The sequence below is a fragment of the Dyadobacter sp. genome (assembly GCF_039919315.1).
Taxonomy (GTDB): Bacteria; Bacteroidota; Bacteroidia; order Cytophagales; family Spirosomataceae; genus Dyadobacter.
The window spans coordinates 17,090-42,322 of the sequence record NZ_JBDSFX010000021.1; the positions used below are offsets into that span (position 1 = coordinate 17,090).

Annotated in this window: 24 protein-coding genes; 8 read left to right on the forward strand and 16 right to left on the reverse strand. The window is 42.6% G+C overall.

Translation table 11 applies throughout. The features are described from left to right. Positions 1-244 precede the first annotated feature (244 nt). Positions 245-880, forward strand: coding sequence for a peroxiredoxin (locus ABIO93_RS05715; RefSeq protein ID WP_348065348.1), 636 nt, complete (start codon positions 245-247; stop codon positions 878-880). A gap of 71 nt (positions 881-951) precedes the next feature. On the opposite strand, the gene ABIO93_RS05720 is transcribed toward ABIO93_RS05715, so the two are convergent. Then, positions 952-1,686 carry a hypothetical protein gene (locus ABIO93_RS05720; RefSeq protein ID WP_348065350.1) on the reverse strand — a complete coding sequence of 245 codons (735 nt, stop codon included), beginning with the start codon at positions 1,684-1,686 and terminating at the stop codon, positions 952-954. A 338-nt stretch (positions 1,687-2,024) separates the two neighbouring features. Between ABIO93_RS05720 and ABIO93_RS05725 the strand changes: the two genes are divergently transcribed. Together ABIO93_RS05725 and ABIO93_RS05730 are read left to right on the forward strand one after the other, a co-directional pair. Next, positions 2,025-4,541, forward strand: coding sequence for a TonB-dependent receptor (locus ABIO93_RS05725; RefSeq protein WP_348065352.1), 2,517 nt, complete (start codon positions 2,025-2,027; stop codon positions 4,539-4,541). A 173-nt stretch (positions 4,542-4,714) separates the two neighbouring features. Continuing rightward, entirely contained in the window at positions 4,715-5,416 is a 702-nt protein-coding gene (locus ABIO93_RS05730) for an MCP four helix bundle domain-containing protein (protein WP_348065354.1), read from the forward strand. 68 nt (positions 5,417-5,484) lie between these two features. On the opposite strand, the gene ABIO93_RS05735 is transcribed toward ABIO93_RS05730, so the two are convergent. Next, entirely contained in the window at positions 5,485-6,036 is a 552-nt protein-coding gene (locus ABIO93_RS05735; protein WP_348065356.1) for a hypothetical protein, read from the reverse strand. Positions 6,037-6,279: 243 nt separating this feature from the next. On the opposite strand from ABIO93_RS05735, the gene htpG reads away from it, so the two are divergent. After that, positions 6,280-8,118: a molecular chaperone HtpG gene (htpG, locus tag ABIO93_RS05740; RefSeq protein ID WP_348065358.1), complete on the forward strand. Its 1,839-nt coding sequence runs from the start codon at positions 6,280-6,282 to the stop codon at positions 8,116-8,118. Between the two features lie 72 nt (positions 8,119-8,190). On the opposite strand, the gene ABIO93_RS05745 is transcribed toward htpG, so the two are convergent. From ABIO93_RS05745 to rho, 3 genes are all read right to left on the reverse strand, one after another. Continuing rightward, a complete protein-coding gene (locus ABIO93_RS05745; protein WP_348065360.1) occupies positions 8,191-8,697 on the reverse strand; it encodes a hypothetical protein in 507 nt (168 codons plus the stop codon). Positions 8,698-8,699: 2 nt separating this feature from the next. Then, positions 8,700-9,053 carry a hypothetical protein gene (locus ABIO93_RS05750; protein ID WP_348065362.1) on the reverse strand — a complete coding sequence of 118 codons (354 nt, stop codon included), beginning with the start codon at positions 9,051-9,053 and terminating at the stop codon, positions 8,700-8,702. A 119-nt stretch (positions 9,054-9,172) separates the two neighbouring features. Continuing rightward, positions 9,173-10,951, reverse strand: a complete 1,779-nt coding sequence (gene rho / locus ABIO93_RS05755; RefSeq protein ID WP_348065364.1) for a transcription termination factor Rho — start codon at positions 10,949-10,951, stop codon at positions 9,173-9,175. A gap of 501 nt (positions 10,952-11,452) precedes the next feature. On the opposite strand from rho, the gene ABIO93_RS05760 reads away from it, so the two are divergent. The 3 genes from ABIO93_RS05760 to lptC are packed head-to-tail and all read left to right on the forward strand — an operon-like array spanning position 11,453 to position 14,045. Then, on the forward strand, positions 11,453-12,175 hold the full coding sequence (locus ABIO93_RS05760) for a type III pantothenate kinase (protein ID WP_348065651.1): 723 nt from the start codon (positions 11,453-11,455) through the stop codon (positions 12,173-12,175). Next, positions 12,159-13,457 (forward strand): hypothetical protein, encoded by a 1,299-nt coding sequence (locus ABIO93_RS05765; protein ID WP_348065366.1) that lies wholly within the window; start codon positions 12,159-12,161, stop codon positions 13,455-13,457. Before ABIO93_RS05760 ends, ABIO93_RS05765 begins: the two co-directional genes overlap by 17 nt. A gap of 9 nt (positions 13,458-13,466) precedes the next feature. After that, positions 13,467-14,045, forward strand: coding sequence for an LPS export ABC transporter periplasmic protein LptC (gene lptC / locus ABIO93_RS05770; protein WP_348065368.1), 579 nt, complete (start codon positions 13,467-13,469; stop codon positions 14,043-14,045). Here the strand turns inward: lptC and ABIO93_RS05775 are convergent. The 11 genes from ABIO93_RS05775 to ABIO93_RS05825 all read right to left on the reverse strand — a co-directional run bounded on the left by ABIO93_RS05775 (position 14,042) and on the right by ABIO93_RS05825 (position 23,724). After that, positions 14,042-14,455 (reverse strand): cytochrome c, encoded by a 414-nt coding sequence (locus ABIO93_RS05775; RefSeq protein ID WP_348065370.1) that lies wholly within the window; start codon positions 14,453-14,455, stop codon positions 14,042-14,044. The two genes, lptC and ABIO93_RS05775, sit on opposite strands and share 4 nt — an antisense overlap. Positions 14,456-14,478: 23 nt before the next feature. After that, positions 14,479-15,138 carry an SCO family protein gene (locus ABIO93_RS05780; protein WP_348065372.1) on the reverse strand — a complete coding sequence of 220 codons (660 nt, stop codon included), beginning with the start codon at positions 15,136-15,138 and terminating at the stop codon, positions 14,479-14,481. Positions 15,139-15,142: 4 nt separating this feature from the next. Beyond that, on the reverse strand, positions 15,143-15,580 hold the full coding sequence (locus tag ABIO93_RS05785; RefSeq protein WP_348065374.1) for a viral A-type inclusion protein: 438 nt from the start codon (positions 15,578-15,580) through the stop codon (positions 15,143-15,145). A 41-nt stretch (positions 15,581-15,621) separates the two neighbouring features. Further along, entirely contained in the window at positions 15,622-17,277 is a 1,656-nt protein-coding gene (recN, locus tag ABIO93_RS05790) for a DNA repair protein RecN (protein WP_348065376.1), read from the reverse strand. Positions 17,278-17,404: 127 nt separating this feature from the next. Continuing rightward, on the reverse strand, positions 17,405-17,641 hold the full coding sequence (locus ABIO93_RS05795) for a hypothetical protein (protein WP_348065378.1): 237 nt from the start codon (positions 17,639-17,641) through the stop codon (positions 17,405-17,407). Between the two features lie 35 nt (positions 17,642-17,676). After that, complete coding sequence (locus ABIO93_RS05800) at positions 17,677-18,594, reverse strand: DUF4835 family protein (protein ID WP_348065380.1); 918 nt, start codon at positions 18,592-18,594, stop codon at positions 17,677-17,679. Continuing rightward, the gene (coaBC, locus tag ABIO93_RS05805) at positions 18,591-19,799 is read right to left on the reverse strand and encodes a bifunctional phosphopantothenoylcysteine decarboxylase/phosphopantothenate--cysteine ligase CoaBC (RefSeq protein WP_348065382.1); all 1,209 of its coding nucleotides are present in this window, start codon (positions 19,797-19,799) and stop codon (positions 18,591-18,593) included. Before coaBC ends, ABIO93_RS05800 begins: the two co-directional genes overlap by 4 nt. Positions 19,800-19,952: 153 nt before the next feature. Beyond that, positions 19,953-20,264 carry a DNA-directed RNA polymerase subunit omega gene (locus tag ABIO93_RS05810; protein WP_348065384.1) on the reverse strand — a complete coding sequence of 104 codons (312 nt, stop codon included), beginning with the start codon at positions 20,262-20,264 and terminating at the stop codon, positions 19,953-19,955. 46 nt (positions 20,265-20,310) lie between these two features. Further along, positions 20,311-21,246 (reverse strand): outer membrane protein assembly factor BamD, encoded by a 936-nt coding sequence (bamD, locus tag ABIO93_RS05815; RefSeq protein ID WP_348065386.1) that lies wholly within the window; start codon positions 21,244-21,246, stop codon positions 20,311-20,313. 75 nt (positions 21,247-21,321) lie between these two features. Next, a complete protein-coding gene (locus ABIO93_RS05820) occupies positions 21,322-21,936 on the reverse strand; it encodes a T9SS type A sorting domain-containing protein (RefSeq protein WP_348065388.1) in 615 nt (204 codons plus the stop codon). Positions 21,937-22,113: 177 nt separating this feature from the next. Beyond that, on the reverse strand, positions 22,114-23,724 hold the full coding sequence (locus ABIO93_RS05825) for an OstA-like protein (protein ID WP_348065390.1): 1,611 nt from the start codon (positions 23,722-23,724) through the stop codon (positions 22,114-22,116). A gap of 110 nt (positions 23,725-23,834) precedes the next feature. Between ABIO93_RS05825 and tilS the strand changes: the two genes are divergently transcribed. Continuing rightward, entirely contained in the window at positions 23,835-25,178 is a 1,344-nt protein-coding gene (gene tilS, locus ABIO93_RS05830; protein WP_348065392.1) for a tRNA lysidine(34) synthetase TilS, read from the forward strand. The last annotated feature ends 55 nt before the right edge of the window (positions 25,179-25,233 follow it).

The window sequence follows — 25,233 nt, forward strand, 5'->3', positions numbered from 1 at the left end:
TTTTAATTTCGAATGATATTCAAAGGAGGGGATATGCAATTAAAACCCAATTAAAGGCAACTTAAAATGCGGTTAAAACGCGATAAATTCAACATTATCAGCACTTCTATGATAAAAACTATTGCTACTCACGAAAAGATTTATTAAGTGCCAATTGGCGTTTAAATGAAACTAATTATTTATTTTTGCGTTAAACTCTACAACTTTGGTAGATTAAATGTTTCATTTTTAAATCTTAATCATTATGTCACTTCGACTTGGAGATATTGCACCGGATTTCGAGGCAAATACCACGCAGGGAATCATTAAATTTCACGAATGGCTGGGAGACAGCTGGGGTTTGCTATTTTCTCACCCTGCCGATTTTACTCCTGTATGTACAACCGAATTGGGCAAGACTGCTCTTCTGAAAGGTGAGTTTGAAAAACGCAATGTAAAGGTAATCGCAGTGAGCGTGGATGATATCGATTCACATCACCGCTGGATTCCGGACATTAATGAGGTAAATAATACAGAAGTTAACTTTCCAATCATTGCAGACGAAGGTCGCAAAGTAGCTCAGCTATATGATATGATCCATCCGAACGCGAGCGAAAAAGCAACTGTTCGTTCGGTATTCATCGTAGGGCCGGATAAAAAAGTGAAACTGACATTGACTTATCCCGCATCAACAGGACGTAATTTCAACGAGATCCTTCGCGTTGTAGACTCACTTCAACTGACTGCCAACTATTCCGTAGCAACTCCTGCTGACTGGAAAGACGGCGAAGATGTGATCGTGGTTCCTGCTGTGAGCACGGAAGATGCACAAAAGAAATTTACAAAGGGCCTGAACATTGTGAAGCCATACCTGCGCTACACACCTCAACCTAACAAGTAAATTGTAATCAATACCAACAAAAAGAGGATGTCCGGCACTGGACATCCTCTTTTTGTTATTAGAGAAGATTTTTACCGCTCGCTTTCGCTCTCGATCACTTCCTGGGGAACGATCGATTCTTCTCCGTAATACGTCATATTTCTCGCTCCCTGATAGTAATACCAGATAGATGCTGCCATCGCGATGTGGCTAATATCGTTATAGTTAAACCATGGCCCGAAGCTAAACTTCAAAGCGTGAAGCCCGGCAGCCAATGCGCCCATAAAAGTCGCAATGAATATGTTGACGCTTCCCGGATCTTTCCGGCGCTTGTAGACATATATTTCAATGAAAAACAACATCAGGAACAAACCATAAAATGCGTGGACTTCGACTACGACAAAATTCAATGTGACAAATGCCAAAACAAAGAAGATTGCCAGTTCTACATAATTTAACCAGCCCAGAAATACGCCACCACGTTTCTGTAATAGTGGTTTAATATGCCAGATCGCAGCTCTTTCAAAAAGTGCCACGGCTATCATACTGGCAAACCAACCGGGAATTTTACCCCTCTGGCCTGTTAAATATAGAAATCCGTGACCAAGAACTCCTCCGATGGCCGTAGCAATAGCCATGAAAAGGAAAAAGTACTGTATCTGCTTATACATTCTGTGGGCACGACCGAGTTTGTTGAGTTGAAAAAATGCGTAAATGCATATTACGGTCATCATCAGACTTGTGATTACAGTCGAAGGTTCCATGATGGTAATCCCGAAAACCTGGATCTGGTGGACCTTACTGAAATCAATAGCAACATCATTCATGAATAGAAGAGTTTTTAATGGTAACGGAGTGAAAACCTGTGCTCTCGGGTTTCCAAAGCCCAAAGTAAGCCACAAATGAGCAATTAACTGCAACAATATTGTTGCTACAACACACTTTACCAAAATTGTACCAGCAGCATCTCCTACCTGATAGATGCGGGAAGATTACCTCCGCAGAAAGGTATTAATGTGTTCAAAACTGCCAGTTCGCAGATGAAAACGACTCAACCATCTATTATCATTATAGAAGTGGACAGGATTATTTTTCTTTGTATTGGAAATTGTATTTAAATAGGACGAACACATTTGATCCCTTCTTTTATCTAAGTTATAAAACCATGAAAACCCCGATTCTTTCAGTAGTAAAAATTGTCGCTGCAATATTTATTCTGACTTCTTTCAATCAAATCAATGCTCAGGCACCGAGTCAGCCAGGCAGCCCGGTCATTAGTGAAACTGCTCCAAAAGGAAATTCCAAAATTTCAGGAATTGTACTGGATTCAGCCGCCAATAAAGGTGTAGAGTTTGCAAGCATTGCATTATTCAATGTTGCTGACAACAAGGCCATTGACGGTACCACCGCTGACGAGACCGGGAAGTTCTCCATTACCAAAGTTGCCCCCGGAAGTTACAAGCTGTTGATTTCGTTTATCGGTTTTAAAGACCGCACCATTTCAAATATCAAAATTGAAAAAGGAAAAGATGTGGCATTGGGCAACATTCAATTGGCTTCGAGCGCTCAGGACTTACAGGAGGTGACCATTACCGGAGAAAAATCATTAGTGGAAGAAAAAGTAGACCGTCTGGTGTATAATGCTGAAAAAGACATTACTTCTAAAGGTGGCGATGCTGCCGATCTGCTGCGTAAAGTACCGATGCTTTCAGTAGATCTGGACGGAAACGTTTCATTGCGAGGTAGTTCCAATATTAAAGTACTCATCAATAATAAGCCTTCTACCATCATTGCAGCCAATGTTGCGGATGCATTGAAACAGATACCAGCTGATATGATCAAATCTGTGGAAGTAATCACTTCGCCATCTGCGAAGTATGACGCGGAAGGTTCAGGAGGTATCATTAACATCATTACCAAGAAAAATAACTTACAAGGATTGACTTTGAATATCGATTCGGGAGTGGGTAACCGTGGAACTAACCTTGGACTGAACGGAAGTTACAGAAAAGGGAAAATGGGTTTTACATTGGGTGGATTCGGACGTGCGTTTTATAACAAAGCCGAGTCTACATTGAACCAGACCACATTTTCAGGAGGAAATTCTTACCTGACCAATCAGTCTTCTACTGCGAAGGACCGAGGATTATTTGGCCAGTACTCATTGGGCTGGGATTATGACCTGGGGAAAAATCAAGCGCTGTCGGCGGGATTGCGTTATGGTACCAGAAACTTTATCCAGAAACAAGATCTGACCATCAGCCAGTTTGAAAACAGCACATTAGATGCTACTTCGCTCAGAAAGGTTAACCGCAAGGATCTTTCCGGGACCGTTGATTTTAACATTGACTACATCCGTACTTTCAAACCGCAGCAGGAGTGGAGTATTTCAACACTGTACAGCCGTACCGGACTGACCAATAATTTTAACACAGATATGTTGAACGAATCGGGTGCCGTGAGTGGCAAACTGAAAAACGAGAACAAAAACTACAACTCTGAATTCACATTGCAAACGGACTATCAAACTCCTATTGGTAAGAATCAGCTGGTGGAATTTGGTGCAAAAGGTATTTTCAGAGCCGTTAATAGTGATTACAAATACCTGTCTGCGGGAGAATCCGGTGAGTTTTCATTGAGCCCCAACAATCCTTCAGGAACATTGAACTACAGTCAGAATGTAGCCGCGGGATATGTTTCTTACACATTGACTACCAAAAACAAATATACATTCAAGGCGGGAACACGTTACGAATACACGGGCATCACAGCCGACCTGGGCGATGCGGGCAAAGTTTCGATCCCTAATTATGGTAACCTGGTTCCTAGTATCAACGTTTCCAAAAGCCTTTCGGGAAGCACTACATTGAAAGCTGCCTACAACAGAAGAATTCAACGTCCTGGTATTCAGCAGCTGAATCCCAATGTAAATCTGGCCAATCCGCAAAACATCAGTACCGGAAATCCGGCATTGAGTCCTGAACTGACTGATAACTTTGAACTGGGATTGAGCACGAATGTTAAGAAGACATATCTGAATGTGTCAGCATTTGTTCGTCAGACCAACAACTCTATTACGCAGGTGAGAATGGCCGTGGATACCTTGCAGGGCGCGATCGTGACGACTTATGAAAACATTGGAAAGCAGCAGGCCTACGGTATGAATGTGTTCGCCAATGTGTACCTGACATCCAAATGGACTGTGAATGGTAGCCTTGACATCCTGCATTCTTACTTGGAAGGACAGACGACGAGCCGGGAAGGGACTTCGATAGCTGTCAGCAATTCTGGGTTCAACTATGGTGGCCGTTTAATGTCACAAATATCGTTGCGTCAGGGCTGGGGATTACAGGCTTTCGGTTTCTATCGCGGCAAGGAAATTCAGCTACAAGGAACACGCACAGGCTTTTACATGTATTCATTAGGGTTCAAAAAGGATTTTGCTAACAAGAAAGGAAGTGTTGGATTTGCCGCAGAGAACTTCCTGACCAAAGGTGTGAAATTTACTTCCGACCTAAATTCTCCGCAATTTGTACAAACCGGCCAAACGCAGCTGTACAACCGCAATTTCAAGATCACATTCAATTATTCGATTGGTAAAATGAGTTTCAATGCTCCCAAAAAGAAAACCAAGTCGGTTAACAACAATGACGTGATGGGCGGGGGAGACAGCCAGAAATAAAAGAACCAGATAACCCTTTGAAAAATAGGCAGATCAGCACAGATCTGCCTATTTTATTTTTATCTTGAGGTGACAAATCAATATTAATTGTCGTTCTTTAACGTTACTATAAAAAGATATTTTTGTATTTTTGAAACATACGGGTCGACTGAGGAAAAGATAACAAGCATTACATGAAATGGTCTTTCATAATCCAGCAAAAACTGAAAGCTGCACTGCTGCTGGGAGGAATAATGGTGCTGATCATCCTGGCAACACTACTTTCCCGCTACAATATGCAAGGAATAGACCGCTCGTTTTCTTCGATTTACAAGGATCGGCTCATTCCGGCCACTACGATCATTTATCTGACGGAGAATTTATATGGTAAAAGATTATCATTGGAAAAACATCTTTTCGCACGTGATGTGCATTCTGCGCAAGCAGTGAGAATAGCATTGAACGAGCACAATAAAAGCATTGATTCACTGATTGGCGTTTTTGAGAAAACTTATCTGGTTGACCAGGAGGCTAAAAGCCTGAATGTGTTTAAGACACAAGTCGATGAATACAGATTACTGGAAAACCGAATTCTGCGTCTTTGCGCCGCTGGCATGGCGGAAGAAGGAAGGGCACTTTTTGCAGGCACAGGCGCAAGAACATTCCAGGGAACCATTGCCAATCTGAATGAACTGGCAGGTATACAGTCAGATATAGGGAAAAACCTGATGAAGGAATCTAAAAGTAATATCGCCAGTTTCGGAATCATATCCTTTTTGCAGATCGCCCTGGCGGTGATCATAGGGTTGATGATCCTGGTATTGATCAGAAATTCACAAATTATTAGTAAACCTAAGATCAGTGGAGAAAAAAGCCAATATTTTAACCTAAACTAAATTGAAGTAGTGCAAAAGCAAAAAGGTCAGGATTTCCTGACCTTTTTGCTTTTTATGAGTGTCAGCCGTTACTGGCCTACTTTTCTTCCTTTTAATGTCTCTCTTGAATTTTTTACCTGTTTCAAAAGATCCTTTTTAACAAACAGCCTGGCACCGTTTCCACTTTGCAGATCGAAAGTACGCTCTTTATAGTCGAATTTGTTGCTGGGTAGCACGTCAAGGAAGTAATTTTGACCACTCAGGTTAAATTTCATTCCCTTCGTATCTTGTTGAGTATCGTCCCAGGATACATGTACCACGCCGTTGGCCGAACTCAATGCCACACCCGGAGTAAAAGGGAGTACATTAATAGTCTGAATGCTTTTTCCGTTACTCATCGTGATCTGTCCTTCGGGATTGACCTTAATGTCATTCGGGTCAGACACTTCGCGACGGATGTTGATAGACTTATCGTTGAAGAACTGCACTTTTTCAATGGGGATATTAGCAGCTTCGAGGTCGCGTCGCAGATCTTCGGTAAAGACTGTGTAATTAGAGAGAGGAACGGAGTTCATGGTCGTGCAGGCTGAAACGGCGCCTAGAAGAAATACTCCTGCAAAAAGTTTTTTAATCAGATTCATGTTTAAAATTAGTGTTCTTTATGAACTTGTTTGGTGATTTTAGTTGAGTTGTTTACCGAGCGCAATATTAGCAAAAAGCAAGTCAGTTACCAACCGATTCGTTGCCCGAAATGCAAGCTTATCTCACAACTGACAATGTGTCAGCCATTGTGCATTTTGATTGTATTTGGAACGCATATTTCAATCTGGTATTGCAAAGCAGAAAAACAATTCTAAAATATAAAAACCAAACACAATTTAACTATGGAATCAGTGATTCAGGAAAAAGGGAACCTTAGCATTCACACCGAGAATATCTTTCCGATAATTAAAAAATTCCTTTATTCGGACCACGAAATTTTTTTAAGAGAGTTAGTTTCTAACGCAGTAGACGCTACCCAGAAGATCAAGAAACTGGCTTCTTACGGTGAGTTCAATGGTGAACTGGGTGAGCTTAAAGTGTCGGTAAAGCTTGACAAAGATGCCAAAACGATCACGATCAGTGATAATGGTATCGGGATGACTGCGGACGAAATCAAGAAGTACATCAATCAGATCGCATTTTCCGGTGCTACGGAATTTGTAGAAAAATACAAAGACAAAGGTGAGGACGGCAAAGGCGACAAAGGCATTATCGGCCATTTCGGTCTTGGGTTTTACTCTGCCTATATGGTTGCCGAAAATGTTGAGATCATTACCAAGTCCTACAAAGAAGGTTCAGAAGCAGTTCGCTGGCAATGTGACGGTTCGACCGAATTTGAACTGTCGGCTGCTGAGAAGGAAAGCCGCGGCTCGGACATTATCCTGCACATCGCTGCTGACTCGGAAGAATTCCTGGATGAGCACCGTCTGCGTGGAATTCTTGAAAAATATGGCAAATTCCTACCCGTCGAAATCGAATTTGAAGACAAGGTCATTAACAATCCTAACCCGATCTGGACAAAAAGCCCGTCTGATCTGACTGACGAGGATTACCTTGCATTTTACAAAGAACTATATCCGTTTGGTGAAGACCCGCTTTTCTGGATTCATTTGAATGTGGATTATCCGTTCAATCTGACCGGGGTGTTGTATTTCCCAAAACTGAAAAACGACTTCCAGGGGCAACGTGAAAAAATCCAGCTTTACAGCCGCCAGGTGTTTATCACCGACGAAGTGAAAGACATTGTACCAGATTTCCTTCAATTGCTGCACGGCGTGATCGACTCTCCGGACATTCCTTTGAATGTATCAAGAAGTTATTTGCAGGCGGACGGTAATGTGAAGAAGATCAACGGATACATTACGCGTAAAGTAGCAGACAAGCTTTCAGAAATATTCAAAAACGATCGCGAAGGATTCGAGAAGAAATTCGATGATATTGGTCTTTTTGTTAAATATGGTATCATCAGCGACGACAAGTTTTATGAAAAAGCCAAAGATTTCTGTCTGCTGAAAAATACGGAGGGCAAGTTCTTCACTTTTGACGAGTACCGCGAACTGGTGAAGGAAAATCAGACAGATAAGAACGATACGCAGATTTGGTTGTACACAACTGACGAGAAAAAGCAGGATGCATTCATCCAATCGGCGAAGAAGAGAAGCTACGATGTACTGGCATTGACGAGTATGATCGACTCTCACTTCATTAATACATTGGAACAAAAGCTTGAAAAAATCAATGTAAAAAGGGTAGATGCCGATACATTGGATAAGCTTGTGGAAAAGGATGTGAAACTCGAAAGCATTCTTTCGACGGAAGACTCAGATAAAGCCAAGAAGATTTTTGAAGACATAGCAGGCAGCAAAAGCGCCAATGTGCTGGTTGAACCTATGCCGGTTGACGAGCTGCCGGTTGTTATCACATTCCCTGAGTTCATGCGTCGTATGACGGATATGCAGGCGAGTTCGGGGCAGCGTTCCATGTTCGGAGATATGCCGCTGATGTACACGGTTTCGCTGAACTCGAATCACCCTGTGATCAATCGCATTTTGCAAACCGAGGATGAGGATAGTCAGAAAGCACTTGCTAAGCAGGTATACGATCTGGCATTACTGTCGCAAGGGCTACTGTCAGGTAGCGACCTCACTCAGTTCATTCAGAGAACGGTTACTACGTTGTAATACCTTCGGATTGAAAAATAGAAAGGCCCGCTATCATCGATGGCGGGCCTTTACTATGTCTTTCGTGTGAGATTATTTGCCGGAAATCAGCTGTATCTTCAACTGATCGAGTACTTCCCAGTTTTTGTCTTTTGCGTATCCTGCCTGTTTGGGCCAGGACGATGGGTCGTGGATTTGAAACCTGGGCCCTGCCTTTTTCAGTATCCCGACAATACGGATCACAGCGGTTTCGGAAAGTTGTTCGTAGGTATGTATCCCTTCTTTGTTAAGAAGTTCCTCAATTTTTGGCCCTATCCCTTCTATGAGTTTCAGGTCGTCTGGTTCGTGGTCCGGGCTGGTGTCGGGGTATACGGTTTTGGACGCATTGGTGGCTATGGGATAATCAACAGGATTTTTCATGAATGTTCTGTATTCAGCAAGTTCAAATTTCTTCTCTTCAATTAAGGCGCGCAAGTTACGCATCCGACGCTTGATAATAAGCCTTGCAAAAAGCCAGCCAAGAAACGCTGCACCACAGAGCAGAAAGAATATTTCTGCCGCAATTGCCGGAAAGCTCTGCAAATCAAGTTGAAAAGACATTATTATTGCTTGGACTGATGGAAATCAATCTCTCTTAAAATACGGTTCAGCTTATATTTAAGGTCTCTGTTTCTTTTACTACTGGAAGTATTGCCGAGGCAGAATCCCAGTACGATAGCGCCCAGAAACATGATAGCATGCTGCAACAGTTCTTCTGTATCTGTTTCAGGCCGGGACGAGGTAAGGGTGGTATCAGAAGAGCCAGGCTGTCCGTTGGAGTCCACAATGGCAGTGGTCAAAAAACCAGGATCGGCAAAAATATCGCACATCAGCCTAATCCTGCATATATGCCAGTAGCTGGCACCCAGGATCCAAACGGTCAGGAAAGTCCACCAGAGTGCCTTACTTTTAAGCATGTGCGGAAGATTAATGCAGAGATAAATGGTACTCTAAAAGTAACTTTTGGCCACAGCAAATGCAATAGTATTGGCAACAAGTTAAAAGAGCCTGGGTGTTGGCCCAGGCTCTTTATTATTTATCGGTTCATCGAAATGAGGAATTCTTCGTTGTTTCGGGTTCCTTTCATGTGTTCGAGAAGGAAATCCATAGATTCCATAGCATTCATATCGGACATATGTTTACGCAGGATCCATACCTTTTTGAGGGTTTCTTTATCCAGAAGCAAATCTTCGCGGCGTGTACCTGAGGCCATTACATCAATAGCAGGGAATACGCGCTTGTTGGAAAGCTTACGATCTAGCTGCAATTCCATGTTACCGGTACCTTTGAATTCTTCAAAGATAACTTCGTCCATTTTGGAACCTGTGTCGATCAATGCAGTAGCGATAATGGTCAAAGAACCACCATGCTCGACATTCCTGGCTGCTCCAAAAAAGCGTTTTGGTTTGTGCAGCGCGTTTGCATCCACACCACCAGAAAGAATCTTACCGGAAGACGGAACAACAGTATTATACGCACGGGCCAAACGGGTAATAGAATCGAGCAGGATCACTACGTCGTGACCACATTCCACCATTCTTTTTGCTTTTTCCAAAACAATACTTGCCACTTTCACGTGACGGTCAGCTTGTTCATCGAAGGTAGATGCAATTACCTCTGCACGCACGCTGCGCTGCATATCGGTAACCTCTTCCGGACGTTCGTCGATGAGCAGTATCAGAAGGAAAACCTCCGGGTGGTTGCGGGTAATGGCATTTGCAATTTCTTTCAGCAAAACTGTTTTACCAGTTTTGGGCTGTGCAACGATCATCCCACGCTGGCCTTTTCCAATCGGTGCAAAAAGATCCAGAATCCTGGTTGAATATTGATCGGGACGGGAGCTGAGCTTCAAGCACTCATCAGGGAAAAGAGGGGTAAGGTATTCAAAAGGAATACGGTCGCGGATCTCTTCAGTAGTTTTGCCATTCACCGTTTCCACTCTCAGCAAAGCGAAATATTTTTCACCTTCTTTGGGCGGGCGAATCTGACCTTTCACAGTATCTCCGGTTTTTAGACCGAATAATTTGATCTGAGAAGGAGAAACGTATATATCGTCAGGGCTGGCCAGGTAGTTGTAATCAGCGGAACGCAGGAATCCATATCCTCCGTCCTGCATAATTTCAAGGACCCCTTCATTGACGATCAGACCGTCAAATTCCCTTACGTAGTTGTTATAATTGCGTTTGATTTTGGAAGAAGGATCTTCGCGATTGGGTTGAGGCTGCTGCTGAGGCTGGCGCTCCGGAGTTTCATTGGTAGCAGGAAAAGTCCTTTCTTCCTTCGTAGAAGCACTCTGCTCTCCTTCGGTATTTTCCTCGGTGGTCTTTTCTTCCTGTGTTTCCACTTCCGCCGTGGTTTCTACTTCCGCAGCCGCAACTGCTTCTTCTTTACCCAGGTCGTTTAATGTGTCGCTTTCCGAATCGCTTTCCTCAGTCAGTTCAAAGTTCTTCAACATTTCGCTATTCCTTTTCAGGTTTTCGCTCCTGATAACAGGATCAAACAATGAAATGGATGATTTAGCAGATGCGCTGTCTTTTTTACTTCTGGCGGGGCGACTATTAGGTTTAACTGCAATAGGAGCGGTTTCAACTGGCCTGCGTACCCTTTTTTTCTTAGGTTCGTCTGAATCGGAATCGTCGGCAAAAGTTTCGGTCGCAACAGGTGCTTCGGCAACTTGTGCAATCTCCTGTTGTGATAGGATCCTGGTAATTAATTCTTTTTTAGGGAGTTTTGTATGATCAGGTATCCCAAGACTACCTGCTATTTCTTTAAGCTCAGATAGGAGCTTAATGTTCAATTCATCAATTGTAGGCATACAGAAAATGGAAAGTAAAGTAACACTTTACCAATTGAATAATAAGGTTGTGAATTTAATTGGATAAAAACCGAGAAGCATATCTCGACATCACGTGTTGGTCATTGATATTAGGAAATAAATATTTTTTGTTTCAGCCCTTAAAATGACCTTACAAATTAAAAGATAACGAAGGATCAGCCGGGGAAAGTTTGCAATTAGATTCAATAGAAGTATTGACAATAAATCGGCAAGATTTTTTAAACCTCGATAACGTTGAGATAGAGAGTTACCGCGAGATGGATTTTGGATTTATAAGTCGATACTGGACTTAGTGTGACGAAGGTACTTATATATAATTTTATTTCCAAATAATTAAATGCAAAAAACCTGAATCCAACATTCATAGGGCACATTCTAAAATGAACTTATGCTGAGAACCATAGAATGAGGCATTTAGAGCAGATTTTAGAACCATGGCACATTAGTTTTTATGGCCGAAAAATAAGACTTTTGCGGACGATGAATGTGATTGTTGACTCAGGTAATACTTACTCCAAAATTGGCTGGTTCCAGGAAGAAAAACTGACACGCTGTGCGACGCGCCTGAGTTTCGATGAACTGATCCATAGTATACGATCCGAAATTCCCCAAAATATTATTTATTCTTCGGTCAACCGAACAGGAGAGGAGTTCAGAAAAGCGCTGGACCTGCCGGTCCGAATTTTAAATCTGACGCCAGACACACCATTGCCGGTCAGGAAAGATTATGATACGCCGGAAACACTGGGTGCAGACCGTATCGCTGCCTGCGTCGGGGCTAATTTCTTGTATCCGGGCGAAGACCTGGTGGTGATCGATATGGGTACCTGCATTACATACGACCTGATTGATGCAGCGGCGACCTTTCAGGGCGGATTAATTTCTCCTGGGGTTAAAATGCGATTCAATGCAATGCATTCGTTCACTAAAAGGCTTCCGCTTGTAGAACCCGAAGCGAATGCGGTTTTGATCGGGAAAAGTACAAAACAGGCGATGCAAAGTGGGGTAATGAATGGGGTGTTGGCAGAAATAGAAGGAATTATTGAGAGGTATCGACACAAATCACCCGCTTTACGCGTAGTATTATGCGGAGGGGATGCCGCTTTTTTTGAAAGTAGCCTGAAACCACCCATCTTTGCGGTGCCAGAATTGGTTTTAATAGGATTGAACAGAATTTTAACATATAATGTCTCTTTACAGTAAAATCGGAATACTTACTCTTGCAATTACACTTGGATGGAGTTGTACAGACTTGACAACAGCGCTAAAAGCACAAGGCTTAGGCAATTCCCCCTACTCGTCCATCGGTATGGGAGAGTTTTACGGAGAGTCATATTCTGACAACACAGGAATGGGGCAGTCTGGCGTAAGCACAGGTAGTGGTTTTCAGATCAACAACCTGAACCCTGCGCTTTGGGTGCGTAACAGGTTCACGACCCTGGACATTGGTTTGATCGGTCAATACAAAGAGATTGTTGCTGGTAACAAGAACCAACGGAATGCAGGCGGAAACCTCGCGTATGTGTCATTATCCTTTCCCGTAAGCCCCAGATGGGCGATCGGGGTCAGTCTGAAACCTTACAGCTTCATTGATTATCAGAACTTGTCTACCAGATTGGTTCCTGAAACCTCGATACCCGCACAATACTACACAACAGGCAAAGGAGGAATAAACAAAGCGTCAATTACAAACTCAGTACAGCTGGGCAGGTATGTGAGCATCGGACTTGAAAGCAGTTACTTCTTCGGTAATGTCCGTAAAGCAACCGACGTATCTGTTCCTTTTTCCAATTCAGGAGGGGACTACATTGTGAGTTTGAGCGATAAAACAACCTATTCGGATATCTCGTTTCGGGCAGGAGCAGCAGCTCGTATTCCTATTAGAAAAGATAATAAGCTGAACCTCAATCTGGGTGGAGCGTATAGTTTCAGTACTACGATCAATTCTACACACGTAAGATCCTTCGAACTGACGCAAGGTTCTTTTAATGTGATCGATCCCGATACACTTGAAAATAATTTGTCGGGAGGCTTAACTACTCCAAGCCAGTTTCAGGTAGGAGCCAGTCTTGAATGGCCGTTTAAGCTGATCGTTTCGGCAGACTACAGCCGTCAGGCATGGTCCCAGTTCAGAAGCTTTTCAGGTGCAAATGACAATTTGAAAGACGTAGGCCGCATTCATGTTGGAATGGAATATTTACCGCGTTTTACATCTCTTAACTATTTCAATCTGGTGAGATACCGGGTTGGTTTCAGCCACGGGAAAACGCCTTATACCATTAATAAAAATGATGTGAATGACACCAATGTCAGCCTGGGCTTTACATTCCCGATGGGTAGGGGGTATCAGAACTTCCTGTCGGTAGCACTGGTAGGAGGCCAGCGCGGAACCGCCGGCGCAGGTATGATCAGGGAGCGTTATGGACGCGCAGTACTTGGTATAACGCTTCTTGAACGTTGGTTTACAAAACAAAAAATTGATTAGACAATCTTCATGTTGATTGAATCGGTCTTCAGGTATATTGCAAAAGGAGATAAATTTTTATCTCCTTTTTATCTTGTTGCCCTAGTCGCATTGATTTTACAGGCTTGCGAAGGAAAAAAGACGAAAATTGGGGCCTTATATACAGGGCCTTTGGAAATTGTCCACAACGTCGAGGTAAAGTACAGCGAACAAGGAGCCATGAAAGTGCTGATGCGGACACCCAAATCACTGCGCTACCAGAATGAAACGAAAGTATTCCCCGATACGATCAATATCAGTTTTTTCGACTCACTGGGCACAGTAGTCACCCGCCTTCGCTCCGACTCCGGTAGATATGATCAGAATGCAGATGTGTACATTGTCAAAGGCAAGGTGCGGGTAGTGATGTCTGAAACGAATCAAATTCTGACCACGTCAGAGCTGAACTGGAGTCCGAGAACCCGGAAAGTATTCACTGATAAACCGCTTGTCGTTCGCAAAAAGGGCTCAGCGGAAGTAACGAATGCGGTAGGGATGGATGCCGAACAGGATTTTACTCGCATTAAATTCAGAAAGGGGACCGGCATTTATAAAATTACCGGACCCTAGTAAATCTTACAATCCTGCAAAGCACTCTGCACCGTCTCAATCTTCGTATAAGTGCTGTCTGTCCCCCATTTCATAGTAACAAAACTGACGATCTCTGCGATTTCTATTTCGGTAAGCTTGGGATTAGCTGGCATAGGTCGTTTAAAAACTTTTCCATTCACCAGGATCGTGTCCTTCATTCCATTTTTTATGACACACGAAATGAGAGCCTTGTTGGACAATGCGGGAGAGCCGACAAGTGGTGGATAAAGATTTGACATACCCTTGCCATCGGCCTGGTGGCAATTGGAACAATTGGTTGTATATAACTGATAGCCTTCCACAAAATATTGCTCACTCTTCAACTCCTCAGCATTCTGGCAGGAAGCAAGCAATGTGGTAGCCAAAATAAATGCACTAGCTTTAATCATTCAAATCGGTGCGGAAATGTCGCTTATTTTTTATACTCGTCGAGCAGCCTTCTCATATCAGCGATCAGCTTCTGGGTACCTTCCTCAGTGGTACCGTCGTACATGCCGCGCACGTGTTTTTCTTTGTCCACCAGAATGAACGCTCCACTATGAATGTAGCCTCCCTCAGCACTTTTGTCCTCCTTGGCGGTAGACATGTAGCTTTCCTGACCGATCTTGTAAATCTTATCTTTTGGGCCGGTCAAAAATTGCCATTGTGTTCCTTCAATCCCCAGGTCCTTTGCAAATTTGTTTAAAACCTGCGGGGTATCGTGTTCAGGATCAATGGTGTGAGAAAGGATCATTACCTCCGGATTTCCTTTAAATTGCTGAAAAACCTTGATCATTTGCCGTTTCATCACCGGACAAATGGTAGGGCAAGTCGTGAAGAAGAAATCAGTCACATAAATCTTGCCTTCAACGATTTTTTCAGAAACCGTATCACCTTGCTGATTGACAAATGAAAACGCGGGAATGGTGTTATAAATCGTGTCCACCACTTCTTTCCCATCTACGGTTTTCTTTACCCAGTCACGCTCTCCCAGAATAGGAAGTTTGTTGTCACTACCGCAGCTAAAAAGGGATACCAGGGCAATGGAAAGGATAGTTATATTCAGTAAGGACGTCTTGCAATTCAGTTTCATAATTTTATTCTAAAAATGTTTTGGCCTCCTGGATGGATTTGAGAGTCGTTTGTTTAACCAGAAGTATCTTTTCTTTTTCACTTTCAAAGTAGGAAGCTGCTTCCTCTGGTTTTAGTTTTTTTGCAGAATCACCACGATATTCGTGCATCCAGGTCATCATCAGTTTGTCCGATTCATTTAGTTTCTGGTTCAGATCGGCTGCCTTGATACGTTGCTCGGCAAGCGTATTGCTGCTTATTCCTTCGTTTTGCAAACTGTCCATGCTCTGTATTTTCTTGGATAGCTTGGATTTAAGCGTCATGATAGCGTCCATTTGCGGCATTACTTCGTCGTGAATGGTCATAACCTCCGATTCGAGATCTGCAACCTTATCTTTTTTCGCCTCCTGGCCACATCCGCAAAGTGTGATCAGAAAAGCGATTGTTAATACGAAATTTTTCATTTGTGGTGTTAATTATGTGAGTAGTTTTCTGTGGTACTGTTTCAATCTTTCAGAATCATCTCACGTGCATTATGCAGAACTGATTCAGAAGGGTTATGTCCACCGATCATTTGCGCAATCTCTTGCACACGTTCATCGACGGTTAATTTTTTGACTTTACTGACCGTTTTTTTGGATGAATGGTCCTTATATACAAAGTAATGTGCGTCGCCGCTACTGGCTATCTGGTGCAAATGGGTGATGGCGATAATCTGGTGGTTATGGGCCATATTCTGCATCATTCTACCCATTTTTTTCGCTATCTCACCAGATACACCCGTGTCAATTTCGTCAAATATGATGGTTGGCAATTTGCGTTTGTCAGCCAGAATATATTTAATAACCATCATCAGACGTGAAAACTCACCTCCCGACGCCACTTGTTTTAACTCTTGCGGGACAATTCCCTTATTTCCGCTGAAAAGAAAAACAACTGAGTCAATCCCGGTTAATGCTGGCTGGATTTCACTGACTTTGATCGACAATGTTGCATTGGGGATACCCAGTTCCGACAGTCTTTCCAGTATCAATTTTTCAATCGCTTTTGTTACTTTTTGTCTTCTTGCTGACAGGATTCCTGCGTTTTTAAGCATTACTTCCCTTGCCTGGGTAGCTTTCTTTTCTGCCAGTAAAAGCTCATCATCCAGATTCAGTACGATGCTCAACTTGTTTTGCAGCTCTTGTTCAATTTCTAAAAGTTGCTCCACAGACGATACCTGGTGCTTTTTCAGAAATGAATAGATGAGATCCAGCCGTTCCTGAACCTGCGAGCTTCTATCCCTGTCTACTTCCACTCCGCTGTTTACCTGGTCAATTTCATCCGCGAGGTCTCTCAGCTCAATCAGCGCACTCTGTGCACGCTGGCGTAGCGTGTCGTATGCAGGGACAAGCCGTGAAGCCTGTGACAATGCTGCTATGGAATTTTTGAGAAGATCCAGAATGGAATTTTCAGGATTGTCCAGGTAAGTATGGGCAAGCAGCAGCCGTTCCTTAATTTCTACGGCATTTTCAAGAATAGTCAATTCCTGTTCCAATTTTTCCTGCTCGTCCGCTGAAAGTGTTGCGTTACTGAGCTCCTGAAAAAGAAACTGATCATAATCGAATTCCTTACGAAGCTGGGCAGCTTTTGACTTTAATTCGTCCAGTGAACGTGAAGCGTCGCGGAAGTTCTGATAATCATTTTTGTAGGTTTTCAAAAGATCACCATTGTCCGCAAAGGAGTCAACGACCTGCAACTGAAACTCATTATTACCCAGCATAATCGAGTCATGCTGTGAATGAATGTCCAGCAGCTGGCTACCTATCTTTTTTAATGTATCAAGATTGACAGGTGTGTCATTGATGAATGCCCTGGATTTGCCTGCGACGGATATCTCGCGCCTGATGATACATTCATCCGAAAAATCCAGGTTCTCCTCTTCAAAATTGGGTGCGAGGTCATAGCCTGCAAGATTGAAACTCCCTTCAATGACACATTTTTCGTCTGCATCATATAGCGACTTCACGTCTGCCCGGTTACCAAGCAGCAAGCCGATGGCACCCAGCATAATAGATTTTCCTGCGCCTGTTTCACCGGTGATAATGTTGAGCCCCGGATCGGGGGACATTTCCAGTTGCTTGATAAGAGCGTAATTTTTGATAAGTAAATTAGAAAGCATATCTAATTTAAGCGGATTACCGGAGATAATGCAATCGTGCCTTTAAGGAGGAAATTGATAATTCTTGTCTCCGATACGAATATAGGTATCATATCAACAAATTGGAAATATAACTCGCTAGCGAAGGTTATTTTAATGTGGGAACAACAGCGTGATCATAAACAATTTCGTAAAGCTCCGAAAGTGTCAGTTGATGAGAGTGGTTCCGGGTATCTGTCAGGATCAATTTTTCCTTGGTGAAGGAGGCCAGTTTGCCAAAATGTGTATTTCCGTTTTGAAGAATGACGTTAATTTCCTGTTTTATTAATTTCTCTAATGCTGGAAATATGTTAGCTGTCGAAATGCGGACTAATCTTTTACTCATAAATTTTGGCATCGCCATTTAAAACTACCTAAAAACTACATCGACAAACGCTGGTATAGCTGCGTTTTGCTCGGATCAAGATTGACGAGAAGACTGTACGCCTGGGCGCGTTCTTCCGGCTGCGCTTCGATTAGTATTCTGTACAATTCATCGGATTTGGCATCAAAAAATGAATTGACGACCACACTGGCCGGCCGAAGTTGGTTCACGTCCTTAACAGTATTCAGGAATTCGAGCACTTTCGCGCGGGTTCCTGCCGGGTTTTGAGTGGCAACGTCCAATCCCTCACGGTAGTATTTGTAGATACCTTCCCGGAATGGTGTGAACTGCTGGCTCATCAGATTTTCAATCAGCCAATAGCGATTTTTTGAATCTCCATTTGAGTCCCATCCTCTTTTGTTGGGAGAAGAATTTCTTGCCTGATTCACCAGATTAAATGCTTTTTGCACATAAGGAGCGCCACCCAGTTTGCTAAATGAATCATAGTCGAAGATCAGGGCTACATTGGCATAAAAAGCTAGAATGTATGGCAGCTCCTCGGTATAGCTGTTTTCATTGAAATATAACTGGGTACTAGGCAAATAGGTAAATGTGAAGTTTTTATCCACGTAGGTGAAAAGCACCGTTTCATAATTTGAATTGAACACGGGGCGAGAAACCACGAGCTGTGCATTTCCTTCATAATTGCCTTGGCTCAGCGAACGTGTCAGGTTCACATTCAGCTTACATTTGATTTTTTCTTCTTTGTTAAACTGGTCATTAGTCCAGCGCGTATTGTTCAGAAAATCATTCATGTAAGTTTGCAGCTGGCTCATCGACTGCGGATCCGTTTTCTGCTGCGCTATTAACTGCTCGTAATTAAGGTTCACAGAGAATTGGAATTCCTGAGCGAACAGTTTTCCTGAAAAGCTAAAAATGGTCACCAAAAGTGCCAGAAAACCTATTTTTTTCATGCTTCGCTCCATTTGGCTAAAACAATATTTAAAATGTCCAGCGCAACTTCTTCTTTGGATTTCAAATCGAAATGCTGAATGTTTTTATACTTGTCAATAACGGTAATTTTGTTGGTATCGTGTGCGAAGCCGGCGCCGGGATCATTCAAAGAATTGAGGATAATGTAATCGAGGTTTTTACGCTGTAATTTATCCAAAGCATATTCCATTTCCTTCTCCGTTTCCAATGCAAAGCCAATCAGCAATTGCCCTTCTCTTTTTGACTGGCCCAATGTTCCTGCAATGTCGGTGGTCTTGGCCAATTCCAAAACCATTTCATGTCCCTGTTTTTTGATCTTCTGATCAGCTACGTGCTTCGGAGTGTAGTCTGCTACTGCTGCCGAGAATATGACAACATCATTTTGTTCAAACTGTTCGTGCGTTGCTTCAAACATTTCGCTGGAACTTTCGACGTGAATGACTTTAATATTCGCATTGGTAACCTTCAAATTCGTGGGGCCGGTAACGAGGGTCACAGACGCACCTGAGGCGGCAAATGCTTCGGCAATGGAATAACCCATTTTGCCCGAAGATCTGTTACTAATGTACCTAACCGGGTCAATGGGTTCCACAGTCGGTCCGGCGGTAATTAAAACTCTTTTGGTTGTTGCGATTTGCTTTCTTGTAAAGTGGGCCGATAGTTCAGTAATGATCTTTTCAGGCTCAGCAAGGCGTCCGTCACCTACCAGGCCGCTGGCTAATTCTCCAAAATCAGGCTGTATGAAAATATTTCCAAAGCTTTCTAATTTGCTGATATTGATTTTGGTAGAATGGTGATGGTACATGTCCACATCCATGGCCGGCGCAAAGAATACCGGGCACCGTGCCGACAAATAGACTGCGGTTAGCAGATCATCGCAATTTCCGGTAGCGCATTTGGAGAGGGTTTTGGCGGTAGCAGGCGCAATGACAATGGCGTCCGCCCACAGCCCAAGATTCACGTGGTTGTTCCACTGTCCGTTTTTTTGATCTGTAAAAGTGCTCAGAACGGGATTTTTTGAAAGAACTGACAGGGTTAGGGGAGTAATAAATTCCTTCGCTGCGTCAGTCATAACCACCTTGACCGAAGCTCCGGCTTTTACAAGTAACCGCACTAGCAACGCAGATTTATAAGCAGCTATGCTCCCCGATACTCCAACCAGTATCTTCTTTCCTTTGAGATCCAACTTTTAAATAATTTGGGTGGCCAACATTGATATTGCCTTTCATCAGCAGGCATAAAGTTACAGAGATAACGTTATCAATTTTAATTTATAGCCGGTAAATGAAAAGCCAGCCACAAAACTGATTTGTGACTGGCTGTATAAAGTTTTCAGGAATTATTCTTCCGTTGTGTCGCGGAAAGCGTGGTAAGTTTTTCCTTCGATAAACTCATCTATTGAAATACTTCCTGCTTTTGGCATGCGCTCGTAAAATTTGGAAATTTCGATCTGCTCTCTGTTTTCGAACACTTCTTCCAGATTATCCACACCAGACGCAAATTCTGCCAGCTTGTTATTGAGCTCCTCCTTCATTTTGGCGGATATCTGACGGGCTCTTTTGGAAATTACCGATACAGATTCATATAGGTTGCCTGTTACATCCGCAATTTTGTCCGTATCCCGGGTAATGATTGATGGATTGGTTGCCATACTTGATTTTGATATAGTTTAAAACTTTAAAACACTATTATACCAACTATTGTCCCTTAGGCTCTGCAATGGCAGGAGTTGGGGTTGGGGTTGTAACCTTGGTTGGTTTATTCTCAGGGTCAGGCTGGACTTCTTTTAGTTTCTGTCTTTCCTGTTCCAACTTTGCAATAACTTCTATTTGCTTCTGACTGTCGTCAAACATTTTTTCTGCATCCCGGTTATACTTGCCGGTAGGATATTTGTCGATCAGTTCCCTGTAGAATTTAAGAACGTCTTGAAAACGATCTTTTTGCTTGTCACTGTAACTATTAGCAGCGAGGTTATATTGGGATTCCACTTTCAGGAACGCCAATTCTTCATTGAATTTGGAGTCTGGGAAATCTTTGCGGAAGTTTTCGATCGAAATCACCGCTGATTTCATGGACATTGGATTAAAGTCACTGATCTTGTGATATAACCGGGCTCTCTCGTAAGCTTTTCTTTCCAGTTTGGACCTTAGTTCTAAAATGTAACGGGTACATTCTTCGCGGAAAGGGCTATCAGGATAGGTATTGATGAAATCCTGCATCGCCGAAATGGCTGTAAATGTGCTGGTCTGATCCAGGTTGAAAGGAGAGGAATCCTTATACAGCGAAAATGCGTGCATGTAAAATGCCTCCTGAGCGTAATCACTTCTGGCGTATGTATCAAAAAACTTTTTGAACAGAAACTGACTTGTATTGTACTGTCCCTGCTGATACTGGGTATACGCATAATAGAACTGAGCCAACTCAGATTCCGTACTTCCTTTGAGAAGAGGAATAAGCTCTTCGAATAGTAACCCCGATCGGTAAAAATCTCCTTTTTTATAATAAGACATCGCGGCATCATACTTTTCCTGATCCGTACCCGTCTTTTGTAATCTAGAAAATTTACTACAGGAAGTAATGACAAGAACCGCAATAAAAAGCAAGAAATAGCTTGCTGGACTGTTTTTTCGCATATTAACTGCAAAGGTAATAAAAAAAGCTACACGATTCATAACGAATGCGTAGCTGATATAGTGTTAAAAATAAGCCTATTGCTGATGGCGGACAAGCATTTTCTTGGTCGCTACTTTTTTGCCGTCAATGGAGAGCTGATAAAAATACAGCCCTGTTGGCATATCCCTCGTATTCACGCGCAGCTTTCTGTCATTTTTATTCAATGTGAACTCTTCCATTTTTGAACCCAGCACATTGTAAAAAATTAGCTTTGCATCACGAAGACCGGTAGCGATGCTGAAATCAAGTTCAGCGTATTCACTTGCTGGGTTGGGGTAGATGTTGGAAACGGAAATCTGATCGCTTACATACAAAAGCTCTTCTGCCTTTAACTGTGCTTCTAATGCCGGAGAACGCTTGTCAATACCTTTTTCTACAATCTCAGAAGCGAGTACATTGGTGCTTTCGGCAGATACGGCAGAAGAAAAGAGAAACGATCTGTAAAAACTGTTCAGTGCTTTTGGATTTTGCAAAGACAATGGTTTATAGCTAAGGCCCGTAGGCATTGAGGTAAATTTCGTGTTTTGGGAAGACACGGATTTCTTTTTGCTCACCATATTGAGCCGACTACCGTTCGAGACGGATTGTGCGTTTAAACCCTGCAAGGCCAACGCTGTTAGTATGAATAAGTAAAGTATAGTTTTTCTCATAGCTGCAAATCAGAATACTTTTGACCAATATTTTAGGCGATATAGTTAAAAAGTACGCTACAAAAATATAGAGAAATAATTGTATATTCAAAATATATTGTGCGAACGGCAATGTTTATTTTAAAGTGTAAAAAATCATGCCGTATGAAACTCTTTTACTGCCTTTTCATTAATTATTTATAATTCCGCCCAGATTGTCTTCGCCTTGGTCGGTTTTTCATTAATACGCCAATTAAATCCGTCCAGTTGCCTTTCTGCTGGCTTTATTTTGGAAGGTGGGATAAGCTTTCCGTCGGGCTTTCCCACAAACGATATACGTTGTACCCGGTTGTCTTCAAAGAGCAAATTCATCCTTCCGCATTCGACCCTGTTTAGTCCGATACTTTTCTGATTGTCGTCGACGGCATAGTATGCACTTTCGCCATTTCCGTCCACCAGTACTTGTTTTAGCTTATTGCCCGTCTGGAAAAAAGCATTGATTGTTCGTCCTTTAACCTGATTAAATTGCTTCACAAGCGTATCCTCCGTGATCACAAAAGATTTTCCTTTTAAAAGCATCCGGTTAATCTCGTTACTGACCAGAAACGCTGTAATCGAATCGGCCTCCATTTGATAATGCTGATCGCTCCATAAAATTGGTTTTTGGAAAAACCGTATCACTGAATCGGCAGTATTGTAACTTATGGAATCGCATTTACCCTGAAAATCAGTCTTGTAAATGAAAACATTTTTGTATCCTATGAGCTTGCGGGTGCTGTCCCGGGCGTTCTCGTAGGAATATAATGTGTCTGCGCGTATGTATAAAGTATCTTCGGAAACAACGTTTCTGACATAAGCGTGGCCGAATATTTTGGAGTAACCTTTTGATTTCCAATAAAATCCTTCGTCACCATTCAAAACCGTTTTGTCTTTTTTAGCAACAATCACCACATTACCCTTGCCCTGCCCGTTGTTACTCTTGCCGTCAACGACAAGGGAATCAGCGGTAAGCGTATACGTTTCATTGTCGACTGTAGTTCTTTTATGAAAAGCGGATTCTGCTGATTCGGTATTGTACCGGCCCTTTGTCCCCAGAACAACACCGTCTTTATTGACGATTTTGGTCTTTCCGTTAAAATCCGACCATTTGGTAATCGAATTATAGAGCAGGGTGTCGGTCGTTAACGTATATTTTTTATTGACAAGCTTGACGTTTTTGTAATATGTAAATTCCTTGGTTCTCGTATTGTAAAATCCCTCTTTACTAGTCAGCACGTTTTCCTCATCAACCGTGCGCCCTGGAAATTTGTAATTGGCAATGCCATTGGCCATGTCGTATTCGATCTTCCGGGTTGTAAGCGTTCTTTTACTATCCTTCAAAACCGTTTTACGTCCACTAACGATGGCAAGGCGGGTGTTACCAAAATAGAACAATGTGTCGCCAGTGACAGTAACCGTATCTCCCTGGACAATTTTTACATTTCCAAATGCTTCAATGACATTGGTGTTGATATTTTGTATGGCCAAATTACTATACAAAAGGGCTCCTTGATGTCTGAAAACCCCGTTGGTAACCCTTCTGGAATCGACGCCATTTTCATTAATGATTTCGAGTTCGTCAGACTTTAAAATTTCTACCAGGTCCTCACTTTGCACAGCACGTTGCTGCGGTAAGGCTTTCTGTGCGAACAGATAAGGTGAAAAAATCAGTAAGGCAAAGAACGTCAGTTGAAATATATTCCTTTTGATAATGATGACGCGTAAAAGTTTAAAAGGGTTGCAGTTTCCAGTGTTTTTTTTTTTCTTCATGTTGCTGTTCTTTCTTTTACCTTTGAAATCGGTGCTATCAAAGTGACCTTGGTAAAAGACAATCTGACCTTATATCTTCCAAAATTACATCAAATACGATTCTCAGGTTCATGTTGGATTCTTTTTTAACTTTTATTAACCAACAGGGATTGGCTCCCGAACGTGAAATTTGCCTGCTAGCAGTGAGTGGGGGAGTGGATTCGGTGGTGCTGATGCATTTGTTCCACAAAATGGGATGGAAGGCTGGGGTCGCACATTGTAATTTCGGATTAAGGGGTGAAGAGTCTGAGGGGGATGAAAAGTTTGTAAAGGAGCTCGCTGCACATTATGGTTTTAATTTTTATTCCAAAAGCTTCGATGTTAAGCACTTTGCAAAGCAGCATTCCGTGTCAACCCAGATGGCGGCCCGGGAGCTTCGGTACCCCTGGTTTGAAGAGATCAGACAACAACAAGGTTATCGCTGGATAGCCACTGCCCACCACGCCAACGATTCCCTGGAAACCTTATTACTGAATCTCGTTCGCGGAACCGGGCTGCCGGGAATGACTGGAATTTCGGGTAAGTACAACTACCTCATTCGTCCATTGCTTCTGGCAAAAAAAGAAGAGATTTTAGCCTGCGCCGCAGAGCATGGTTTAGAATGGCGTGAGGACAGGTCCAATGATACGGATGATTATAAACGGAACCTGATCAGGCATAAGGTTATTCCGGTCTTTCAGCAATTGAATCCTTCGCTGGAGCGTACATTTAATGTTACATCTGAAAGGTTACGTGGGGCGAATAGTTTGCTCAACGAATTTCTAAAGCATTGGAAGGCTGCGACAATTGTCACTCGCCAGAACGAAATCCGCATCAGCAAGCAGTCGTTGTTATCAGCGAGTGAGCCCACGTATAGACTCTGTTACCTGTTGGAAGAGTTCGGCTTTTCGTACCAGCAAGCCGGGCAAATTGTAGCAGGGTTACATGGAATTTCTGGCAGGAAGTTTTACTCAGTATCACATATCTTACTGATTGATCGAACCGATTTGATCATTAAAGAGAAGGTTAGCAATGATTCGGTAGCCAGTTTGGAAATCCATGAAGCCGCAGGGACTTTTCAATTGGATGACTTTTCAATTCTTTTTCTAGCGGGGGAGAGCGATTCGGATTTCCCTACCATTAACAGCAAAGACACTATTATTGTAGATGCCAGTAAACTAAAATTCCCATTATCTATCAAAAAGTGGACACTAGGAGATGTTTTTCAGCCTTTTGGTATGAAGGGTAAGAAAAAAAAACTAAGTGATCTTTTTATCGACCTTAAAATGGATCGCTTTCAGAAGGAGAATATTTATGTGCTTTTGAATGGTAACGAAGAGGTTATCTGGGTGATAGGCGTTAGATCAGATGAGCGATATCGGGTGGAGGATTCTGCCACGAACGTCATAACTATTTCAGTTTCCAATAAAATTTAGCTAGAACTCTTGCCTATAAAGATTTTGTTTTTACATTTGCACCACGTTTCGCACA